Below are 13,735 nucleotides of genomic sequence, written 5' to 3' on the forward strand. Positions count from 1 at the left end.
CCCCAACTGTCGGCCAGACCCCAGCCGTTGAAAGGCAACACCCGTGTCCGTTGACATCGAGAAGGCGGGCGGCGTACCCGAAGACGCGCCGCCGTCCGCGCGACCGGAGGCCATCAAGGCCGTGCCGGTCCGCCACTACGGGCGGTATCTGGCCGCGGTGATCGCGATCGGCGTCCTGGCCGCGATCGTCTACGCCTTCGCCCAGGGCAAGATCAACTGGGGTGCGATCCCCGACTACTTCTTCGACGACCGCATCCTCAAGGGTGTCTGGAACACCCTCCTGCTGACCGTCATCTCCATGGTGATCGGCATCGCGGGCGGTGTGCTGCTCGCCGTGATGCGGCTGTCGAAGAACCCGGTCACGTCGTCCATCGCCTGGTTCTACATCTGGTTCTTCCGGGGTACGCCGGTCCTGGTCCAGCTCTTCGTCTGGTTCAACCTGGGTCTGGTCTTCGAGTACATCAACCTCGGCCCGGTCTACAAGGACTACTGGTCCTCGTTCATGACGCCGCTCCTGACGGCGCTGCTCGGGCTCGGCCTGAACGAGGCCGCGTACATGGCGGAGATCTGCCGCGCCGGTCTGCTCTCGGTCGACGAGGGTCAGACCGAGGCGTCCCACGCGCTCGGCATGAGCCACTCGAAGACGCTGCGCCGCGTCGTCATCCCGCAGGCCATGCGCGTGATCGTGCCCCCGACGGGCAACGAGGTCATCAACATGCTGAAGACGACCTCCCTGGTGTCGGCGGTGCAATTCGCGGAACTCTTCAGATACGCCCAGGACATCGGACAATCATCGGGCGCACCGGTGGAGATGTACTTCCTGGCCGCCGCCTGGTATCTGGTCATGACGTCGGTCCTGAGTGTGGGCCAGTACTACGTCGAGCGGTACTACGCGCGTGGCTCCAGCCGTCAACTGCCGCCCACGCCCTGGCAGAAGGTCAGAAGGAACGTGCTCTCCCTGTCGAGCCGGAAGGGGGCCACGGCATGACCGCGATGGTGAAGTCCGAGGGTGTCCACAAGTCCTTCGGTCCGGTCGAGGTGCTCAAGGGCATCGATCTGGAGGTCCAGCAGGGCGAGGTGTTCTGCCTGATCGGCCCGTCCGGCTCCGGCAAGTCGACCTTCCTGCGCTGCATCAACCACCTGGAGAAGATCAACGCCGGGCGGCTGTACGTGGACGGGGAGCTGGTCGGCTACCGGCAGAAGGGCGACAAGCTCCACGAGCTGAAGGACAGCGAGGTCGCGCTCAAGCGCCGTGACATCGGCATGGTGTTCCAGCGCTTCAACCTGTTCCCGCATCTGACGGCCGTCGAGAACGTCATGGAGGCGCCGGTCCAGGTCAAGGGCGTCAGCCGGGCGGCGGCGCGGGAGCGGGCGGCGCAACTGCTGGAGCGGGTGGGCCTCGCGGACAAGGCGGCCAGCTATCCCTCGCAGCTCTCCGGCGGCCAGCAGCAGCGGGTGGCGATCGCCCGCGCGCTGGCGATGGACCCGAAGCTGATGCTCTTCGACGAGCCGACGTCGGCCCTGGACCCGGAGCTGGTCGGTGATGTCCTGGACGTCATGCGGGACCTCGCCGAGTCCGGTATGACGATGATCGTGGTCACCCATGAGATGGGTTTCGCGCGTGAGGTCGGTGACTCGCTGGTCTTCATGGACGGCGGTGTGGTCGTCGAATCCGGCCATCCCCGCGAGGTGCTGACCAACCCTCAGCACGAGCGGACGCAGTCCTTCCTGTCGAAGGTGCTGTAGCGCCGGCGCGCGGGACGAGGGATGCGCGCGGAGGGGCGGTACGGGATGTTCCGTACCGCCCCTCCGACATGTTCCGTACCGCGTACGAGCTGTGGGGTGCGGGGGAGGCTACTTGATGGCCAGGACCAGCGCGTCCGACGGTGAGCGCCAGACCGGTCGGGCCTCCGCGAAGCCGTGTTCGCGCAGGACGCGGGCGTGCCACGCGGCCGAGGGGGTGTCGCCGTCCGCGTGCTCGCCGTAGATCTCGAAGCGGCGGGCCGTGGGCGCGGCGAGCAGCGGGTCCTGGGCGGCCAGCTCCCACCATTCGGCCCAGTCGAGCGCGCCCGCCGCCTTGGCCCGATCCATCTGGAGGTGCCGGTGCGCGCGCTCGGCGGCATTGATCCGGGGCGTGGACTCGTCGATCATGTGGTCGGCGTTCATGAAGACCCCGCCGTCCCGGACGACGGTGGCGAGCCGCCCGTACAGCGCGGCGAGCGGTTCCTGGTGCAGCCAGTGGAGGGCGGTGGCGGTGAGGACGGCGTCGTACGTGGGATACGGCAGCCGGTGCGTCCACTCCGGGTCGGCGAGGTCGGCGGTCACGAAGGAGACACGGTCATCCCCCGCGAAGGTGCCCTCGGCGATGGTGAGCAGCGCCGGGTCGAGGTCGACGCCGGTACTGACGGCGTTCGGGAACCTCGTCAGGAGGCGGTCCGTGATACTGCCCGTACCGCAGGCGAGGTCCAGTACGCGGGGTTCGGGGCCGACCGTCGCCTCGACCATGTCCAGCATGACCCGGAACCGCTCCTCGCGGTCCGGCATGTACCACTCCTGCTGGCGGTCCCAGCTCTCCTGCCAGGCCCGCCAGTCGGCACCGGCCGCCGCCTCGGTCGTCCCCGTCGTCTCCGTCATCGACACTCCTCATCCTCAGCACCTTGGGACCCGCTCGGCAGAACGCTCCACGTACTACGCTTGGCCACTCGGTAATACCCTGGTAGCAGATGCAGTCATTACTCACCGTTTTCCCGACGATAGACCGCCCCCGTAAGGACTACAAGTGGAACTGGCCTATTACTCGGACTACGCCGTACGTCTGGTCAACAGCGAGGAGCCGGGCCGGGGCAAGGACGCGCTGACGTCGGTCGACGCGGTACGTGACCTGTTCGGCGCCAATACGTCGGCGGCGCGGCGCACCACGGACGCCGATGTGACCCGCTTCCGCTCGGTGCGGGGACGGCTGCGGTCCGTCTTCGAGGCGGCGGACGGCGGCGACGAGACGCTCGCCGTGGACCTCCTCAACTCACTCCTCCTGGAGTTCCCGGTCAGCCCGCAGATCTCGGGGCACGACCACCGGGACGACGACGGTCGCCCGCTGTGGCACATGCACCTCGCCGACCACCCGTCGAACGCGACCGCCGGGTACGCGGCGATCGCCGCGATGGGGCTCGCCTTCCATCTCACCGAGTACGGCGTGGACCGGCTCGGCCTGTGCGAGGCAGCGCCGTGCCGCAACGCCTATCTCGACACCTCGACCAACCGGTCACGGCGGTACTGCTCGGACCGCTGTGCGACCCGTGCCAATGTGGCCGCCTACCGTGCGCGCAAGCGCTTGGAGGCGGACCGGGCGGACCGTGAGAACCAGGCGGATCGACCGGATCGTGCGGGGAGCGTCGGCCGGACGGCCGACACCGCCCACGTGACGACACCCGCCCACGGCCGCTGACCCGGCTCCCGGCGGCGCGGCCGGTAGCGGCCCAGGACCCGGCCCAGGACGAACTCCTCGGGCACGGAGCCGTACACCGTGCTGTCCGCGCCGGCGCCCGGATTGTCGGCGAGCACCCACCAGCCGCCGTCCCTGCGCTCCACCGCGCGTTTGACGATCAGCAGATTCTGCTGAAGCGGATGACGCAGGACGACCACGTCTCCGGGCTTCACCCGGGCGCCGTATCGCACGAGTACCTGGTCTCCCTGGTACAGCGTGGGCACCATGGACGGCCCCTCCACCTCAGCGATCCCGAACAGCGCGCGGACCTCCTGGTCTTCCGCTGTTTCCGGCATCAGCCACCTCCCGGTCCGTTCCTCCACCAGTCCCAGTCTCACCCTGGACTTTTGTCCTAAGCCCATGGGGGCACTCGCGAAAACCCGTCTCTCACGGAGTAATGTCCCACCTGAGAAGACGATCACGAGGAAGGACAGCTCAATGCTCTCCCGCCTGTTTGCCCCCAAGGTCAAGGTCAGCGCGCACTGCGACCTGCCCTGCGGTGTCTACGACCCGGCCCAGGCCCGCATCGAGGCGGAGTCGGTGAAGGCCGTGCAGGAAAAGATGGCCGCCAACGACGACCCGCACTTCCAGGCCCGCGCCACGGTCATCAAGGAGCAGCGCGCCGAACTGGCCAAGCACCATGTCTCGGTGCTCTGGAGCGACTACTTCAAGCCCCCGCACTTCGAGAAGTACCCGGAGCTGCACCAGCTGGTCAACGACACTCTCAAGGCCCTCTCGGCCGCGAAGGCGTCCACGGATCCGGCGACCGGCCAGAAGGCCCTGGACCACATCGCCCAGATCGACAAGATCTTCTGGGAGACCAAGAAGGCGTGACCCTGACCGGGCGGCCTGACCCGGACATCCCCCGGGTCACATCGCCTACCGGCCCGCACCTGCCCCGCACACATGACGGGGCGAGTGCGGGCTTCTTTTGTGGCCGTGGTCCTGTGGCAGTGGTCCTCCGTCAGCGGTCCTCTGTCAGCGGTCCTGTGTCAGCGGTCCGTCGACGGCTCGTAGGTCAGGAGGGCCCTGTTGTCGTGGTCGAGGAAGCGGTTGGCGATGTTGCGGATTTCCTCGGGGGTGATGTCGAGGAGGTTGGCCACGGTGCCCTTGGCGAGTTGGGCGTCGTCGAAGAGGACGGCGTAGCGGCAGAGTTCGTCGGCGCGGCCGGCGACGGTTCCCAGGCGGTCCAGCCATTCGCGTTCCAGTTGTGCCTGGGCCCGCTCCAGTTCCGAGGGGGTGGGGCCGTCGATGGCGAAGCGGGTCAGCTCCTCGTCGACGGCGGCCTCGATGGCGTCCAGGGTCTCGATGCCCGGGTGGCCGGCGGCCTTGATGTCCAGCCAGCCGAGCGAGGGCGCGCCGACGAGCCGTAGCAGACCGAAGCCGGCTGCGACGGCGAGACGGTCGCGGCGCACCAGCCGGTTGTAGAGGCGGCTGGATTCGCCGCCGCCGAGGACGGTGAGCGCGAGGTCCGCGGCGTCGGCCGCGCGGGTGCCGTCGTGCGGCAACCGGTAGGCGGCCATCAGGGCGGAGGCCGGTACGTCGTCGACCAGGTGCTCGCGCCGCTCGCCGGTCATCGCGTGGACCGTCAGCTCGCCGGAGCGCGGTACGGGCCGGTGGCCGCTCGCCGGGATGGAGCCGAAGTACTTCTCCACCCAGGCGAGGGTCTGTTCGGGGTCGATGTCCCCGACCACGGAGAGCACGGCGTTGTCGGGCGTGTAGTAGCTACGGAAGAACGCGCGCGCCTCGTGCAGCGTGACCGCGTCCCGGTCGGCGTTCGAGCCGATGGGCGAGTGGTGGTACGGGCTGCCCTCCGGGTAGGACAGGGCGACCAGTCGCTCGAACGCGTTGCCGTAGGGCACGTTGTCGTAGCGCTGTCGGCGTTCGTTCCTGACGAGGTCGCGCGCCCATTCCATCGACTGCTCGTCCATGCTGTCGAGCAGCGAGCCCATACGGTCGGCCTCCAACCAGAGCACCCGCTCCACCTGGTGGGCGGGCACGGTCTGGAAGTAGTTGGCGCGCTCGAAGCTGGTGGAGCCGTTGAGTGAGCCCCCGGCCTCCTGCACCAGTTGGTAGTGGCCGTTCCCCTTGACCTGGCGGGAGCCCTGGAACATCAGCATGCAGAAGAGGTGCGCCAGGCCGGTGCGTCCCTCGGGGTCGTGCTGGGAGCCGGCGTCGTACCAGATGTTCACGGCGGCGACCGGGGTGTTGTGGTCCTCGGAGAGCACCACCCGCAGGCCGTTGGGGAGCCGGTGCTCGGTGACGTCGATGCCCAGGACGGTGGAGACGGGGGACCGCTCGGCGACGTCCTTGCGGAGTTCCGCGGCGGCCTGCTCCCGCGCGGCGTGGACGGCGTCCTGCGCCGCGGTGGCGCCCTCCAACTCATGTTCGGCGGTACGGAGTTGCTCGGCGTCCGGTCCGCTCCTGGCAAGCCGGGCCTGTTCCCGCAGCAGTCGCACCTCGCGGTTGCGCTCCTCGGCCTCCGCCTGGAGGGTGAGTTCCCTGGCCTCGATCTCGGCGACCCGCCGCCGTAATCGGGCCAGCTCCTCCTCGGGGTCGACGATCGTCTCCGGTGGGGCGGCGTTGCGGGCGAACACGAAGTCCCGGGCCGCGTCGACGCTGCGTTCCTGAGGGATGGGCCGGCCGTCGCGCACCAGGTTGTCGTGCAGCCGGGTGAACAGCGGATGCAGCTTCAGCCCGGCCGGCTGACCGGGGATCCCGGCCTCGACCAGATCGGCGAGGTACTTGGTGAAATAGGTCTGAGGTTCGGCCAGTTGGCCGGTGGACTCGAACCAGGCGGTGTTGTCGGCGCTGCTGGCGGTCATGGTGTAGGCGCCGGTCCGCGATGCCCGTTCGAGTACGTCCGCCGCCGACCCGGCGAGGGTGTGTTCGCGGTGGGTGGCGAGACCGGAGAAGCAGCAGTCCAGCATGACCACCTTGGTGGCGGCGGCGCAGTGCACCAGGGCCCGGCGTACGGCCGAGAACGGCAGGCTGGTGGTGGCCCGGCGGTGCGCCTCGCGGCGGGAGCCGACCAGGCCCAGACAGAGCTGGTCCTCGTCATCGAGCTGACCGTGCCCGACGTAGTAGAACAGCGCCACATCGGTGATGTTCTCGAACAGGTCGAGCAGCCGGTCGGGCAGGTCGCCGGGGCCCGGCTCATTGGGCACCACGGTCACCTGTCGGGACGGCCAGCCGCACCGCGGACCGGTGAGCAGCCGGTACATACGGTTCAGGCTGTGCTCCGCGGCACGGACCGTGGGGAGATGGTCGTAGACCGAGGTACCGATCAGCACGGCTCGGGACCGCTCGTAGTCGTACAGCGGCCGGTCGGTCAGCGGTCGGTCAGTCATCGAGGAGCCGCTCCAGGATCGGCATGACCTCCTCGACATTGCGGGCGTCGACCGTCAGCTTCTTTCCGCGCACCTCCACGGTGACGGAGACATCGCTGCGCCTCGCCCGCAGATACTGCGGCAGGATCTTGATCGCGGCGACCAGTCCGGTACTGGCGGCCAGCACGCTCAGCACATCGAACGCACCCTGCTCCCCGGGACCGGGCGTACCGGGGATCTGGCGGATCTCCGCTTCCGGAATCGAGGCGAGTGTCAGCCATTTCCGCAGCGAGCCCAGCTCGGTGTGCGGGTGAACCGCCAGCTCGACACCGCGCTCTTCCCCGGTACCACCGCCGGCTTCCTCGGTGCTCATGACGCCCCCGCCATCCATCCCGCGTCCCGCGTTCCGCGTCCGTACCGGCGCCGACCGCATCGGGTATCGCATTGAAGTCGATCAGCGTACAGGAGTAAGTGGTCGGTTTCGTAGGTGAGTTGAGGCGTGTCACGGGCCGGTTTCGAGCCTGTTCGGAGGCGCGGTTAGCCTCGGTCCCATGAGTAGCTTGGTGACGGTCCATGACGTGCCGGTTCTGATGTGCCCTGCCGACGGTGAGCCGATCGGCAGTGAGAGGGATGCGCTGGATCTGATCGGTGACGCCGGGTATCAGGGGGCCCGGTGGGTCGTCGTTCCCGTCGAGCGGTTCGATCAGGCGTTCTTCGAGCTGCGTACGCGTGTCGCCGGCGACATCGTCCAGAAGTTCGTCAACTACCGCATGGGGCTCGTGGTTCTCGGCGACATCTCCGCTCATACGGCGGACAGTTCGGCGCTACGGGACTTCGTCCGCGAGTGCAACCGGGGGCAGCAGACGTGGTTCGTCACGGACGACGAGGAACTGGCGGAGCGACTCAAGGGCTGACGGGCCACGCGGGGGGCGTCCGCTTCGTCACGAAGGCGCGTCCGCTTCGTCACGAGCGCCGCTCTGCCCCTCGACACCGCTCCGCCCCTCGACGGCCCCGCACGAACGGCAGATCCCGCTCGGGTACGTCCTCGCGGGGACCGGCGGCGCGCAGCACCGTGTCCAGGGCCCGGTCCGGGTCGGCGGCGTAACAGGCGCTGAACCACGCCATGTTGGCCTCCACCACCCCCCACGTGTCGGCGGCGCCGTGGTCCGGTGCGGACCTCGCCGTCTACGACGAACAGCCGGAACTCGGCCGCCCAGGTGACCACTTCGCTGACCTGTACCGGGAGAGCGGAAGGCAGGTCAGGGGGAGGCCGGCTCCCTCGCCCCCGTAAATGCCCGCGCCTCCGTAAATCCCCGCCGCCGCGCCGCCGCCGCCAGCAGGTCCCGGGTCGGGGTGTACTGGGGCGCCACGGCCAGGAACCCTCGTACGGTCCCTCCGGTCGGTCCGGTCGGTGCGGTCACAGGCGCCGACGATACCGGCGCGGCCCCGACTCCCTCACGCCGTCCGGCTGTACGTCCGTACCAGCACCCCGTTGGCGAACGTCCGCACCGAGTCCAGCGTGAACGCGTCGACCGCGAGCGGTGAGCCGAACATCGGCATGCCCGAACCGAGGATCACCGGGTACGTCTTGAGGACGAGTTCGTCGATCTCGTCGACCAGTTCGCCGGCGATCTTCGAGCCTCCGCACAGCCAGATGCCGAACTCGCTGTCCTTCGCCTTGAGTTCACGGACCCTGCCGACCAGGTCGTCGGAGATGATCTCGACATTCGGGTCGGGCGACTTCTCCAGGGTGCGCGAGGCGACATACTCGCGCAGATGTCCGTACGGGCTGGTGATGTCGGTGGCCAGGGCCAGGTCATAGCTGGCGCGGCCCTGGACGACGGTGTCGAAGTGGCGGTTCTTCAGGTCCTGGAGGCCGAGGATCCGGCGCCCTTCGGCGGAGATCGTCTCCGGGTACTCCCCCTTGAGGAACCCGAGGAACTCCTCGTCCACATACGGCATGAACATCCCCGCGTCACCGTCGGGACCCCCGATGAACCCGTCGATCGACACGGCCACGAAATAGGTCAACTTGCGCAAAACAGTTCCCTTCACCGGCCCGACACCGCCCCCGTTCGGACGCTTACCACTTCAGTTATAGTGGTACGAGTGCAGTGGTTACAAGGGAATTAAGTCGGCGCCCCGAACCGGCCCGCCCGCTCAGCCCTCCCGCTCAGCCCGACCGCGGGGCCCGCCACATCGGCCACATCGGGGGTCCGTCCGGCAGGTCCACGGTCCGGCCCATGAAGCGGAAGCCGAGCTTCTCGTACAGCTCGCGACTGCGCTCACTGCTCGCCTCCAGATACGCGGCAACGCCGTCCCGGTCGCACCGGTCGAACACCGGCCGCATCAGCGCGGTCCCCAGGCCCTCGCCCTGCCGGTCCGGATGCACCGCGATGAGCAGCAGATACTCGTGCGCGGCGCCCTCCGGGTGGATCTCGCCGGTCAACCGGGCCACGATTTCCACGCGTTCGTTGTCCGGGTCGACCGCCGCCCGAAACTGCGCCGGACCGTCGTCCTCCGCACCGTCCGCACCCCCCTCGGTGTCCGGTATCGACAGCCACAGCGCCACCGCGTCACCGTCCTCCGTGAGGTCGACCCGCCCCTCACTCAGCACGATGTCGAGGAACGCCCCCATCAGGAACTTGTGTGTCGTGCGCCGGTGCTCCGGGTCCGGGAACACCCAACTGCTCACCGGGTCGTTCTGGAACGCCACGTCCAGAAGTCTGGTCACGGCCTCCCGGTCCCTCTCCCCCGCCGTCCGGATCGTCAGGTCCCTGCCGTCCATCCGTCCACCTCTTGGTCCCCGGGCCCGGCCCTGTGCCGCAGCCCCGCGGCGTCGCAGCCTAGCCAGGGGACGGTGATCGCACGCCGAGTGGGCGGAACGGCTGGTTGCCGTCCCGCCCACTCGCCCCCCGACGCCCCCGGTCCGGAGCCCGCACTCCCCCCACTCCGGACCTGGCGCCCGTACTTCGGAACCCGCGGCTATGCCGTGCGGCGCGTCACGAATTCCGCCAAGGCGAGGAGTCCGCCCGCCGCCTCCGGATCGGGGACCGCGCGGGACAACTGGTGCACCGCGCGTGCCATCCGGTCCGCCGCGTGGAGCTGCGCCCAGTCCCGGCCGCCGGCCGCCTCCACGGCCTGCACGGTCCGTTCGAGATCGGCCTCGTCGGGCGGTGCCTCGTACAACTCGGCGAGTTCGGCCGCCGCCGGGGTGCCCGAGGCCAGCGCGGCGACCACGGGCAGGGATTTCTTACGGGCCAGGAGATCGGCCCCCGCGGGCTTGCCGGTGCGGCGCGGGTCCCCCCAGATGCCGATCACGTCGTCGATGAGCTGGAACGCGAGCCCCGCCTCCCGGCCGAACGCGTCCAGCGCTTCCACCTCCTCCTCTCCCGAGCCCGCGTACAGCGCTCCCAGGGCACAGGCGCAGCCGATCAGCGCCCCTGTCTTCGCCTCGGCCATGGCGAGGCTGTCGTCGAGCGTCACCTCATGCGGACTGCGACGCTCCATGGCGGTGTCGGCCTGCTGTCCCGCGCACAGTTCGATCACGCAGGCGGCGAGCCGGGCCGCCGCCGTCGAGGCCGCGGGGTGCGGGTCCTCGGCAAGCAGCCGGTGCGCCAGTGCCTGGAGCGCGTCCCCGGCGAGGATCGCGTCGGCGTCGCCGAACACGGTCCACGCGGTGGGGCGGTGCCTGCGGGTGGCGTCGCGGTCCATCACGTCGTCGTGCAGCAGGGTGAAGTTGTGGGTCAACTCCACGGCGGCGGCGGCCCGTACGGCCGTCGCGGGCTGTCCGCCGAGCGCGCGGACCGCGGTGAGGACGAGCGCGGGCCGGATCGCCTTGCCCGCGTTGCCCGCGGCCGGGCTGCCGTCAGCGTGCTCCCAGCCGAAGTGGTAGCGCGCGATACGGCGCGTCGAGCCCGGCAGGCCCTCGATCGCCCGCCGTAGCTCCGGATCGACGCCGGTCCTGGCCCGCTCCAGGATCGCCATGGCCTCGCCATTGCCGACGTCCACTCCCGCGCCGGCGCCGGCGCCGACACCCGCACCTCCCTCGGACGGTGTCCTTGGCGGTACGACATCCGGCCCGGTGTCGGTGTACGTCACCGCCAGCGGCCGATCTCTACGTTCTCCAGGACTCCCAGCGCGTCGGGCACCAGGACCGCGGCCGAGTAGTACGCCGTCACCAGGTACGAGATGATCGCCTGCTCGCTGATGCCCATGAAGCGGACGGACAGGCTCGGCTCGATCTCGTCCGGGATGCCCGACTGCTGGAGGCCGATGACGCCCTGCTCGTCCTGCCCCGTACGCATGCAGATGATCGAGGTCGTACGGGCGTCGGAGATCGGGATCTTGTTGCTCGGGAAGATCGGCACCCCGCGCCAGGTCGGGATGCGGCTGCCCGCGACCTCGATGCTCTCGGGGACCAGACCCCGCTTGTTGCACTCGCGGCCGAACGCGGCGATCGCCTTCGGATGGGCCAGGAAGAGTTTGGATCCCCGCCGCCGACTGAGGAGTTCGTCCAGGTCGTCGGGGCTCGGCGCACCGTCGTGCGGCTGGATCCGCTGCTCGTACTCACAGTTGTTGAGCAGGCCGAACTCGCGGTTGTTGATCAGTTCGTGCTCCTGGCGCTCCTTCAGTGCCTCGACCGTGAGCCGCAACTGGTGCTCGGTCTGGTTCATCGGCTGGTTGTAGAGGTCGGCCACGCGCGTGTGGATGCGCAGGACCGTCTGGGCGACGCTCAGTTCGTACTCACGCGGCGCCGCGTCGTAGTCCACGAAGGTGCCCGGCAGGACCGCCTCGCCGACATGGCCCGCCGAGAGGTCGATCTGCTTCTCGCCGTACTTGTTCGCGCGCTGCTCCGGCACCGACAGCAACTGCTGGAGGTGGTCACGGAGCGATTCGCTGCGCTCCGCCACCTGTTCCAGCTCCTGCCGGGGCAGCGCGAGCACGGTGCACGCCGTCGCCGCGCGCGCGGTGTACTCCCAGATCGCGTCCGGGTCGATGAGCGCCTGCTCCCCGAAATACGCCCCGTCGGCGAGGACGCCCAGGACCGCGTCATCGCCGTACGGCCCGGTGCCGACCTTCTCGACCCTGCCGTGCGCCAGCAGGAACACCGCGTCCGACGGACTGCCGAACGAGGTGATCACATCCCCCGCCGCATACTCCCGCTGGACGCAGCGCTCAGCGAGCCGGCCCAGCACCTCCTGGTCCCCGAAGTCGCGCAGCACGGGCAGTTCGCCCAGCTCCGCGGGGATGACCCGCACCTCGTCGCCGGTTTTCACAAACGTCACCCGGCCGTCACCTACGGAGTAGCTCAGCCTCCGGTTCACTCGGTACGTGCCGCCCTGAACATTCACCCACGGCAACATCCGCAGCAGCCAGCGCGAGCTGATCTCCTGCATCTGCGGTGCCGACTTGGTGGTGGTGGCCAGATTCCGCGCGGCCGATGTGCCAAGACTCTGCTGAGGCGTCGACTGCTCTGTGCGGATCTCTTCGCCTACCGACATGAATTCGCCCTCCCGATGCTGCACTGACCTGCGGGCAGAAGCCTTTCAGCACGGACCGTGCCGCTGCCATTACACAAACGAGCGGGAATGGAAGCCCCCGGACGGGGCACAGTGACGTTTTCTCTCGGCGCGGCGTACGCCTTTCGTCCGGGGGAACTCCATGATCTGTCCGACCGTTCACCGGGTACGCGCATCCGCCGTACTCGCACTCGCGAATCCGAACTCGCACGACCGACAGGAGTCGTTTCCCATGGCAGGTTTTCTGGACCGCGCGAAAGAGCAGGCCCAGCGCGGGCTCACGCAGGGCAAGCAGAAGATCGATGACGTCCAGGCACAGCGCGCGGGTGGCGATCTGCTGAAGAAGCTGGGCGCCGCCTACTACGCGGAGCGGCGGGGCAGCGGTTCGCCGGACGCCACGGCGCAGGCGCTCCAGGCCCTGGAGAGCCACATCGCGACGCACGGCGACAGCTTCCTGCGCGGCTGAACCACCGACCGGCCCAGCGTCCGGCCCGGCGGACGCACCGCCAGGCCGGACGCCGGACGCACCATCAGGCCACATGCCGGGCAACGCGCCTGACGCACCGCCAGGCCACGTGCCGGGCCACACGGCTGACGCATCGCCGGACCGCGCCGCCGACGCACCGCCGGGCCGGACCCCTCACTGACCGGATCTGACCGGATCGGCTCGCACGCCCGCCCGAACACGTACTGAATACGTGTGACGGGCGCGGCCGTTGCGGTACAAGCGCGATAGGAGGCGGTCCGCGTCCGGCGGCCGTCGCGCTCCGCGAAGGAGACGGTCATGGCCACTCCCTTGTCCGCGAGCAGTTTCCTGGACGCGTTGAAGGACGAGGGGCTGACCGTCGCCCAGGTGGGCGACTGGCGGCACCACAACCGCAATCACAAGGGCAAGTGGGGCCCGGTGCACGGCGTGATGATCCATCACACCGTGACATCGGGCAGCGCCCACACCGTCGACATCTGCCGCAAGGGGTACGCGTCGCTGCCGGGCCCCCTGTGCCACGGCGTCATCACCAAGAACGGCAAGGTCCACCTCGTCGGGTACGGCCGGGCCAACCACGCGGGACTCGGCGACGACGACGTCCTGCGCGCCGTCATCGCCGAGACCGCGCTCCCCAAGGACAACGAGGCCAACACCGACGGCAACGCCCGCTTCTACGGCTTCGAATGCGAGAACCTCGGCGACGGCAAGGACCCCTGGCCGGCCGCCCAGCTCGAAGCCATCGAGCGCGCGGCAGCCGCGATCTGCCGGCGGCACGGCTGGACGGAACGCTCCGTGATCGGCCACCTGGAATGGCAGCCGGGAAAGATCGACCCCAAGGGGTTCACGATGAACTCCATGCGGGGACGGATCCGGGACCGTCTGGGGTAGGGGTGCGGCCCTGGTCGCACCGGGG

14 protein-coding genes and 3 pseudogenes are annotated in these 13,735 nt (G+C 69.3%); 7 read left to right on the top strand and 10 right to left on the bottom strand.

Features of this window, described 5'->3' with window-relative positions:
- Positions 1 to 43 precede the first annotated feature (43 nt).
- Both ACFVT5_RS30985 and ACFVT5_RS30990 read left to right on the top strand, forming a co-directional pair.
- Positions 44 to 988 carry an amino acid ABC transporter permease gene (locus ACFVT5_RS30985; RefSeq protein ID WP_389894804.1) on the top strand — a complete coding sequence of 315 codons (945 nt, stop codon included), beginning with the start codon at positions 44 to 46 and terminating at the stop codon, positions 986 to 988.
- Complete coding sequence (locus ACFVT5_RS30990; RefSeq protein ID WP_389894806.1) at positions 985 to 1,746, top strand: amino acid ABC transporter ATP-binding protein; 762 nt, start codon at positions 985 to 987, stop codon at positions 1,744 to 1,746. The genes ACFVT5_RS30985 and ACFVT5_RS30990 overlap by 4 nt, the downstream gene beginning before the upstream one ends.
- A 108-nt stretch (positions 1,747 to 1,854) precedes the next feature.
- On the opposite strand, the gene ACFVT5_RS30995 is transcribed toward ACFVT5_RS30990, so the two are convergent.
- A complete protein-coding gene (locus ACFVT5_RS30995; protein ID WP_389894808.1) occupies positions 1,855 to 2,634 on the bottom strand; it encodes a class I SAM-dependent methyltransferase in 780 nt (259 codons plus the stop codon).
- A 145-nt stretch (positions 2,635 to 2,779) separates the two neighbouring features.
- Here ACFVT5_RS30995 and ACFVT5_RS31000 point away from each other — a divergent pair, with 145 nt between their 5' ends.
- A complete protein-coding gene (locus tag ACFVT5_RS31000) occupies positions 2,780 to 3,445 on the top strand; it encodes a CGNR zinc finger domain-containing protein (protein WP_389894810.1) in 666 nt (221 codons plus the stop codon).
- Positions 3,446 to 3,489: 44 nt separating this feature from the next.
- Here ACFVT5_RS31000 and sodX read toward each other — a convergent pair.
- Positions 3,490 to 3,846, bottom strand: a pseudogene (sodX, locus tag ACFVT5_RS31005) (nickel-type superoxide dismutase maturation protease); the annotation flags it as partial.
- A 76-nt stretch (positions 3,847 to 3,922) separates the two neighbouring features.
- Here sodX and sodN point away from each other — a divergent pair.
- Positions 3,923 to 4,318 (top strand): superoxide dismutase, Ni, encoded by a 396-nt coding sequence (gene sodN, locus ACFVT5_RS31010; RefSeq protein WP_151785818.1) that lies wholly within the window; start codon positions 3,923 to 3,925, stop codon positions 4,316 to 4,318.
- 158 nt (positions 4,319 to 4,476) lie between these two features.
- On the opposite strand, the gene ACFVT5_RS31015 is transcribed toward sodN, so the two are convergent.
- From ACFVT5_RS31015 to ACFVT5_RS31025, 3 genes and pseudogenes are all read right to left on the bottom strand, one after another.
- Positions 4,477 to 5,760, bottom strand: a complete 1,284-nt coding sequence (locus ACFVT5_RS31015; RefSeq protein WP_389895039.1) for a M16 family metallopeptidase — start codon at positions 5,758 to 5,760, stop codon at positions 4,477 to 4,479.
- Between the two features lie 333 nt (positions 5,761 to 6,093).
- Positions 6,094 to 6,873, bottom strand: a pseudogene (locus ACFVT5_RS31020) (caspase domain-containing protein); the annotation flags it as partial.
- Complete coding sequence (locus ACFVT5_RS31025) at positions 6,827 to 7,186, bottom strand: hypothetical protein (RefSeq protein WP_389894812.1); 360 nt, start codon at positions 7,184 to 7,186, stop codon at positions 6,827 to 6,829. The pseudogene ACFVT5_RS31020 and the gene ACFVT5_RS31025, both read right to left, overlap by 47 nt.
- Before the next feature lie 178 nt (positions 7,187 to 7,364).
- Here ACFVT5_RS31025 and ACFVT5_RS31030 point away from each other — a divergent pair, with 178 nt between their 5' ends.
- Positions 7,365 to 7,727 carry a DUF4180 domain-containing protein gene (locus tag ACFVT5_RS31030; protein ID WP_389894814.1) on the top strand — a complete coding sequence of 121 codons (363 nt, stop codon included), beginning with the start codon at positions 7,365 to 7,367 and terminating at the stop codon, positions 7,725 to 7,727.
- Positions 7,728 to 7,776: 49 nt separating this feature from the next.
- Here ACFVT5_RS31030 and ACFVT5_RS31035 read toward each other — a convergent pair.
- The 5 genes and pseudogenes from ACFVT5_RS31035 to ACFVT5_RS31055 all read right to left on the bottom strand — a co-directional run.
- Positions 7,777 to 8,092, bottom strand: a pseudogene (locus ACFVT5_RS31035) (DUF4343 domain-containing protein); the annotation flags it as partial.
- A 176-nt stretch (positions 8,093 to 8,268) separates the two neighbouring features.
- Complete coding sequence (locus ACFVT5_RS31040) at positions 8,269 to 8,853, bottom strand: dihydrofolate reductase family protein (protein WP_389894816.1); 585 nt, start codon at positions 8,851 to 8,853, stop codon at positions 8,269 to 8,271.
- A 133-nt stretch (positions 8,854 to 8,986) separates the two neighbouring features.
- On the bottom strand, positions 8,987 to 9,601 hold the full coding sequence (locus ACFVT5_RS31045) for a GNAT family N-acetyltransferase (protein WP_389894818.1): 615 nt from the start codon (positions 9,599 to 9,601) through the stop codon (positions 8,987 to 8,989).
- A gap of 197 nt (positions 9,602 to 9,798) precedes the next feature.
- Positions 9,799 to 10,824: a family 2 encapsulin nanocompartment cargo protein polyprenyl transferase gene (locus ACFVT5_RS31050; RefSeq protein ID WP_389895041.1), complete on the bottom strand. Its 1,026-nt coding sequence runs from the start codon at positions 10,822 to 10,824 to the stop codon at positions 9,799 to 9,801.
- 86 nt (positions 10,825 to 10,910) lie between these two features.
- Positions 10,911 to 12,317 (bottom strand): family 2B encapsulin nanocompartment shell protein, encoded by a 1,407-nt coding sequence (locus tag ACFVT5_RS31055; protein ID WP_389894820.1) that lies wholly within the window; start codon positions 12,315 to 12,317, stop codon positions 10,911 to 10,913.
- Between the two features lie 250 nt (positions 12,318 to 12,567).
- Here ACFVT5_RS31055 and ACFVT5_RS31060 point away from each other — a divergent pair, with 250 nt between their 5' ends.
- Positions 12,568 to 12,801, top strand: coding sequence for a hypothetical protein (locus tag ACFVT5_RS31060; RefSeq protein WP_389894821.1), 234 nt, complete (start codon positions 12,568 to 12,570; stop codon positions 12,799 to 12,801).
- Positions 12,802 to 13,119: 318 nt separating this feature from the next.
- Positions 13,120 to 13,710 carry an N-acetylmuramoyl-L-alanine amidase gene (locus ACFVT5_RS31065; protein ID WP_389894823.1) on the top strand — a complete coding sequence of 197 codons (591 nt, stop codon included), beginning with the start codon at positions 13,120 to 13,122 and terminating at the stop codon, positions 13,708 to 13,710.
- Positions 13,711 to 13,735: the final 25 nt, after the last annotated feature.

The organism is Streptomyces sp. NPDC058001 (assembly GCF_042886315.1).
Lineage (GTDB): Bacteria > Actinomycetota > Actinomycetes > Streptomycetales > Streptomycetaceae > Streptomyces.

Excerpts from the sequence above, each read along its gene's own strand:
- ACFVT5_RS30990 (WP_389894806.1), top strand. The coding sequence starts at position 985 with ATGACCGCGATGGTGAAGTCCGAGGGTGTCCACAAGTCCTTCGGTCCG.
- ACFVT5_RS30995 (WP_389894808.1), bottom strand. The coding sequence starts at position 2,634 with ATGACGGAGACGACGGGGACGACCGAGGCGGCGGCCGGTGCCGACTGG.
- sodN (WP_151785818.1), top strand. The coding sequence starts at position 3,923 with ATGCTCTCCCGCCTGTTTGCCCCCAAGGTCAAGGTCAGCGCGCACTGC.
- ACFVT5_RS31025 (WP_389894812.1), bottom strand. The coding sequence starts at position 7,186 with ATGAGCACCGAGGAAGCCGGCGGTGGTACCGGGGAAGAGCGCGGTGTC.
- ACFVT5_RS31030 (WP_389894814.1), top strand. The coding sequence starts at position 7,365 with ATGAGTAGCTTGGTGACGGTCCATGACGTGCCGGTTCTGATGTGCCCT.
- ACFVT5_RS31045 (WP_389894818.1), bottom strand. The coding sequence starts at position 9,601 with ATGGACGGCAGGGACCTGACGATCCGGACGGCGGGGGAGAGGGACCGG.
- ACFVT5_RS31055 (WP_389894820.1), bottom strand. The coding sequence starts at position 12,317 with ATGTCGGTAGGCGAAGAGATCCGCACAGAGCAGTCGACGCCTCAGCAG.
- ACFVT5_RS31060 (WP_389894821.1), top strand. The coding sequence starts at position 12,568 with ATGGCAGGTTTTCTGGACCGCGCGAAAGAGCAGGCCCAGCGCGGGCTC.
- ACFVT5_RS31065 (WP_389894823.1), top strand. The coding sequence starts at position 13,120 with ATGGCCACTCCCTTGTCCGCGAGCAGTTTCCTGGACGCGTTGAAGGAC.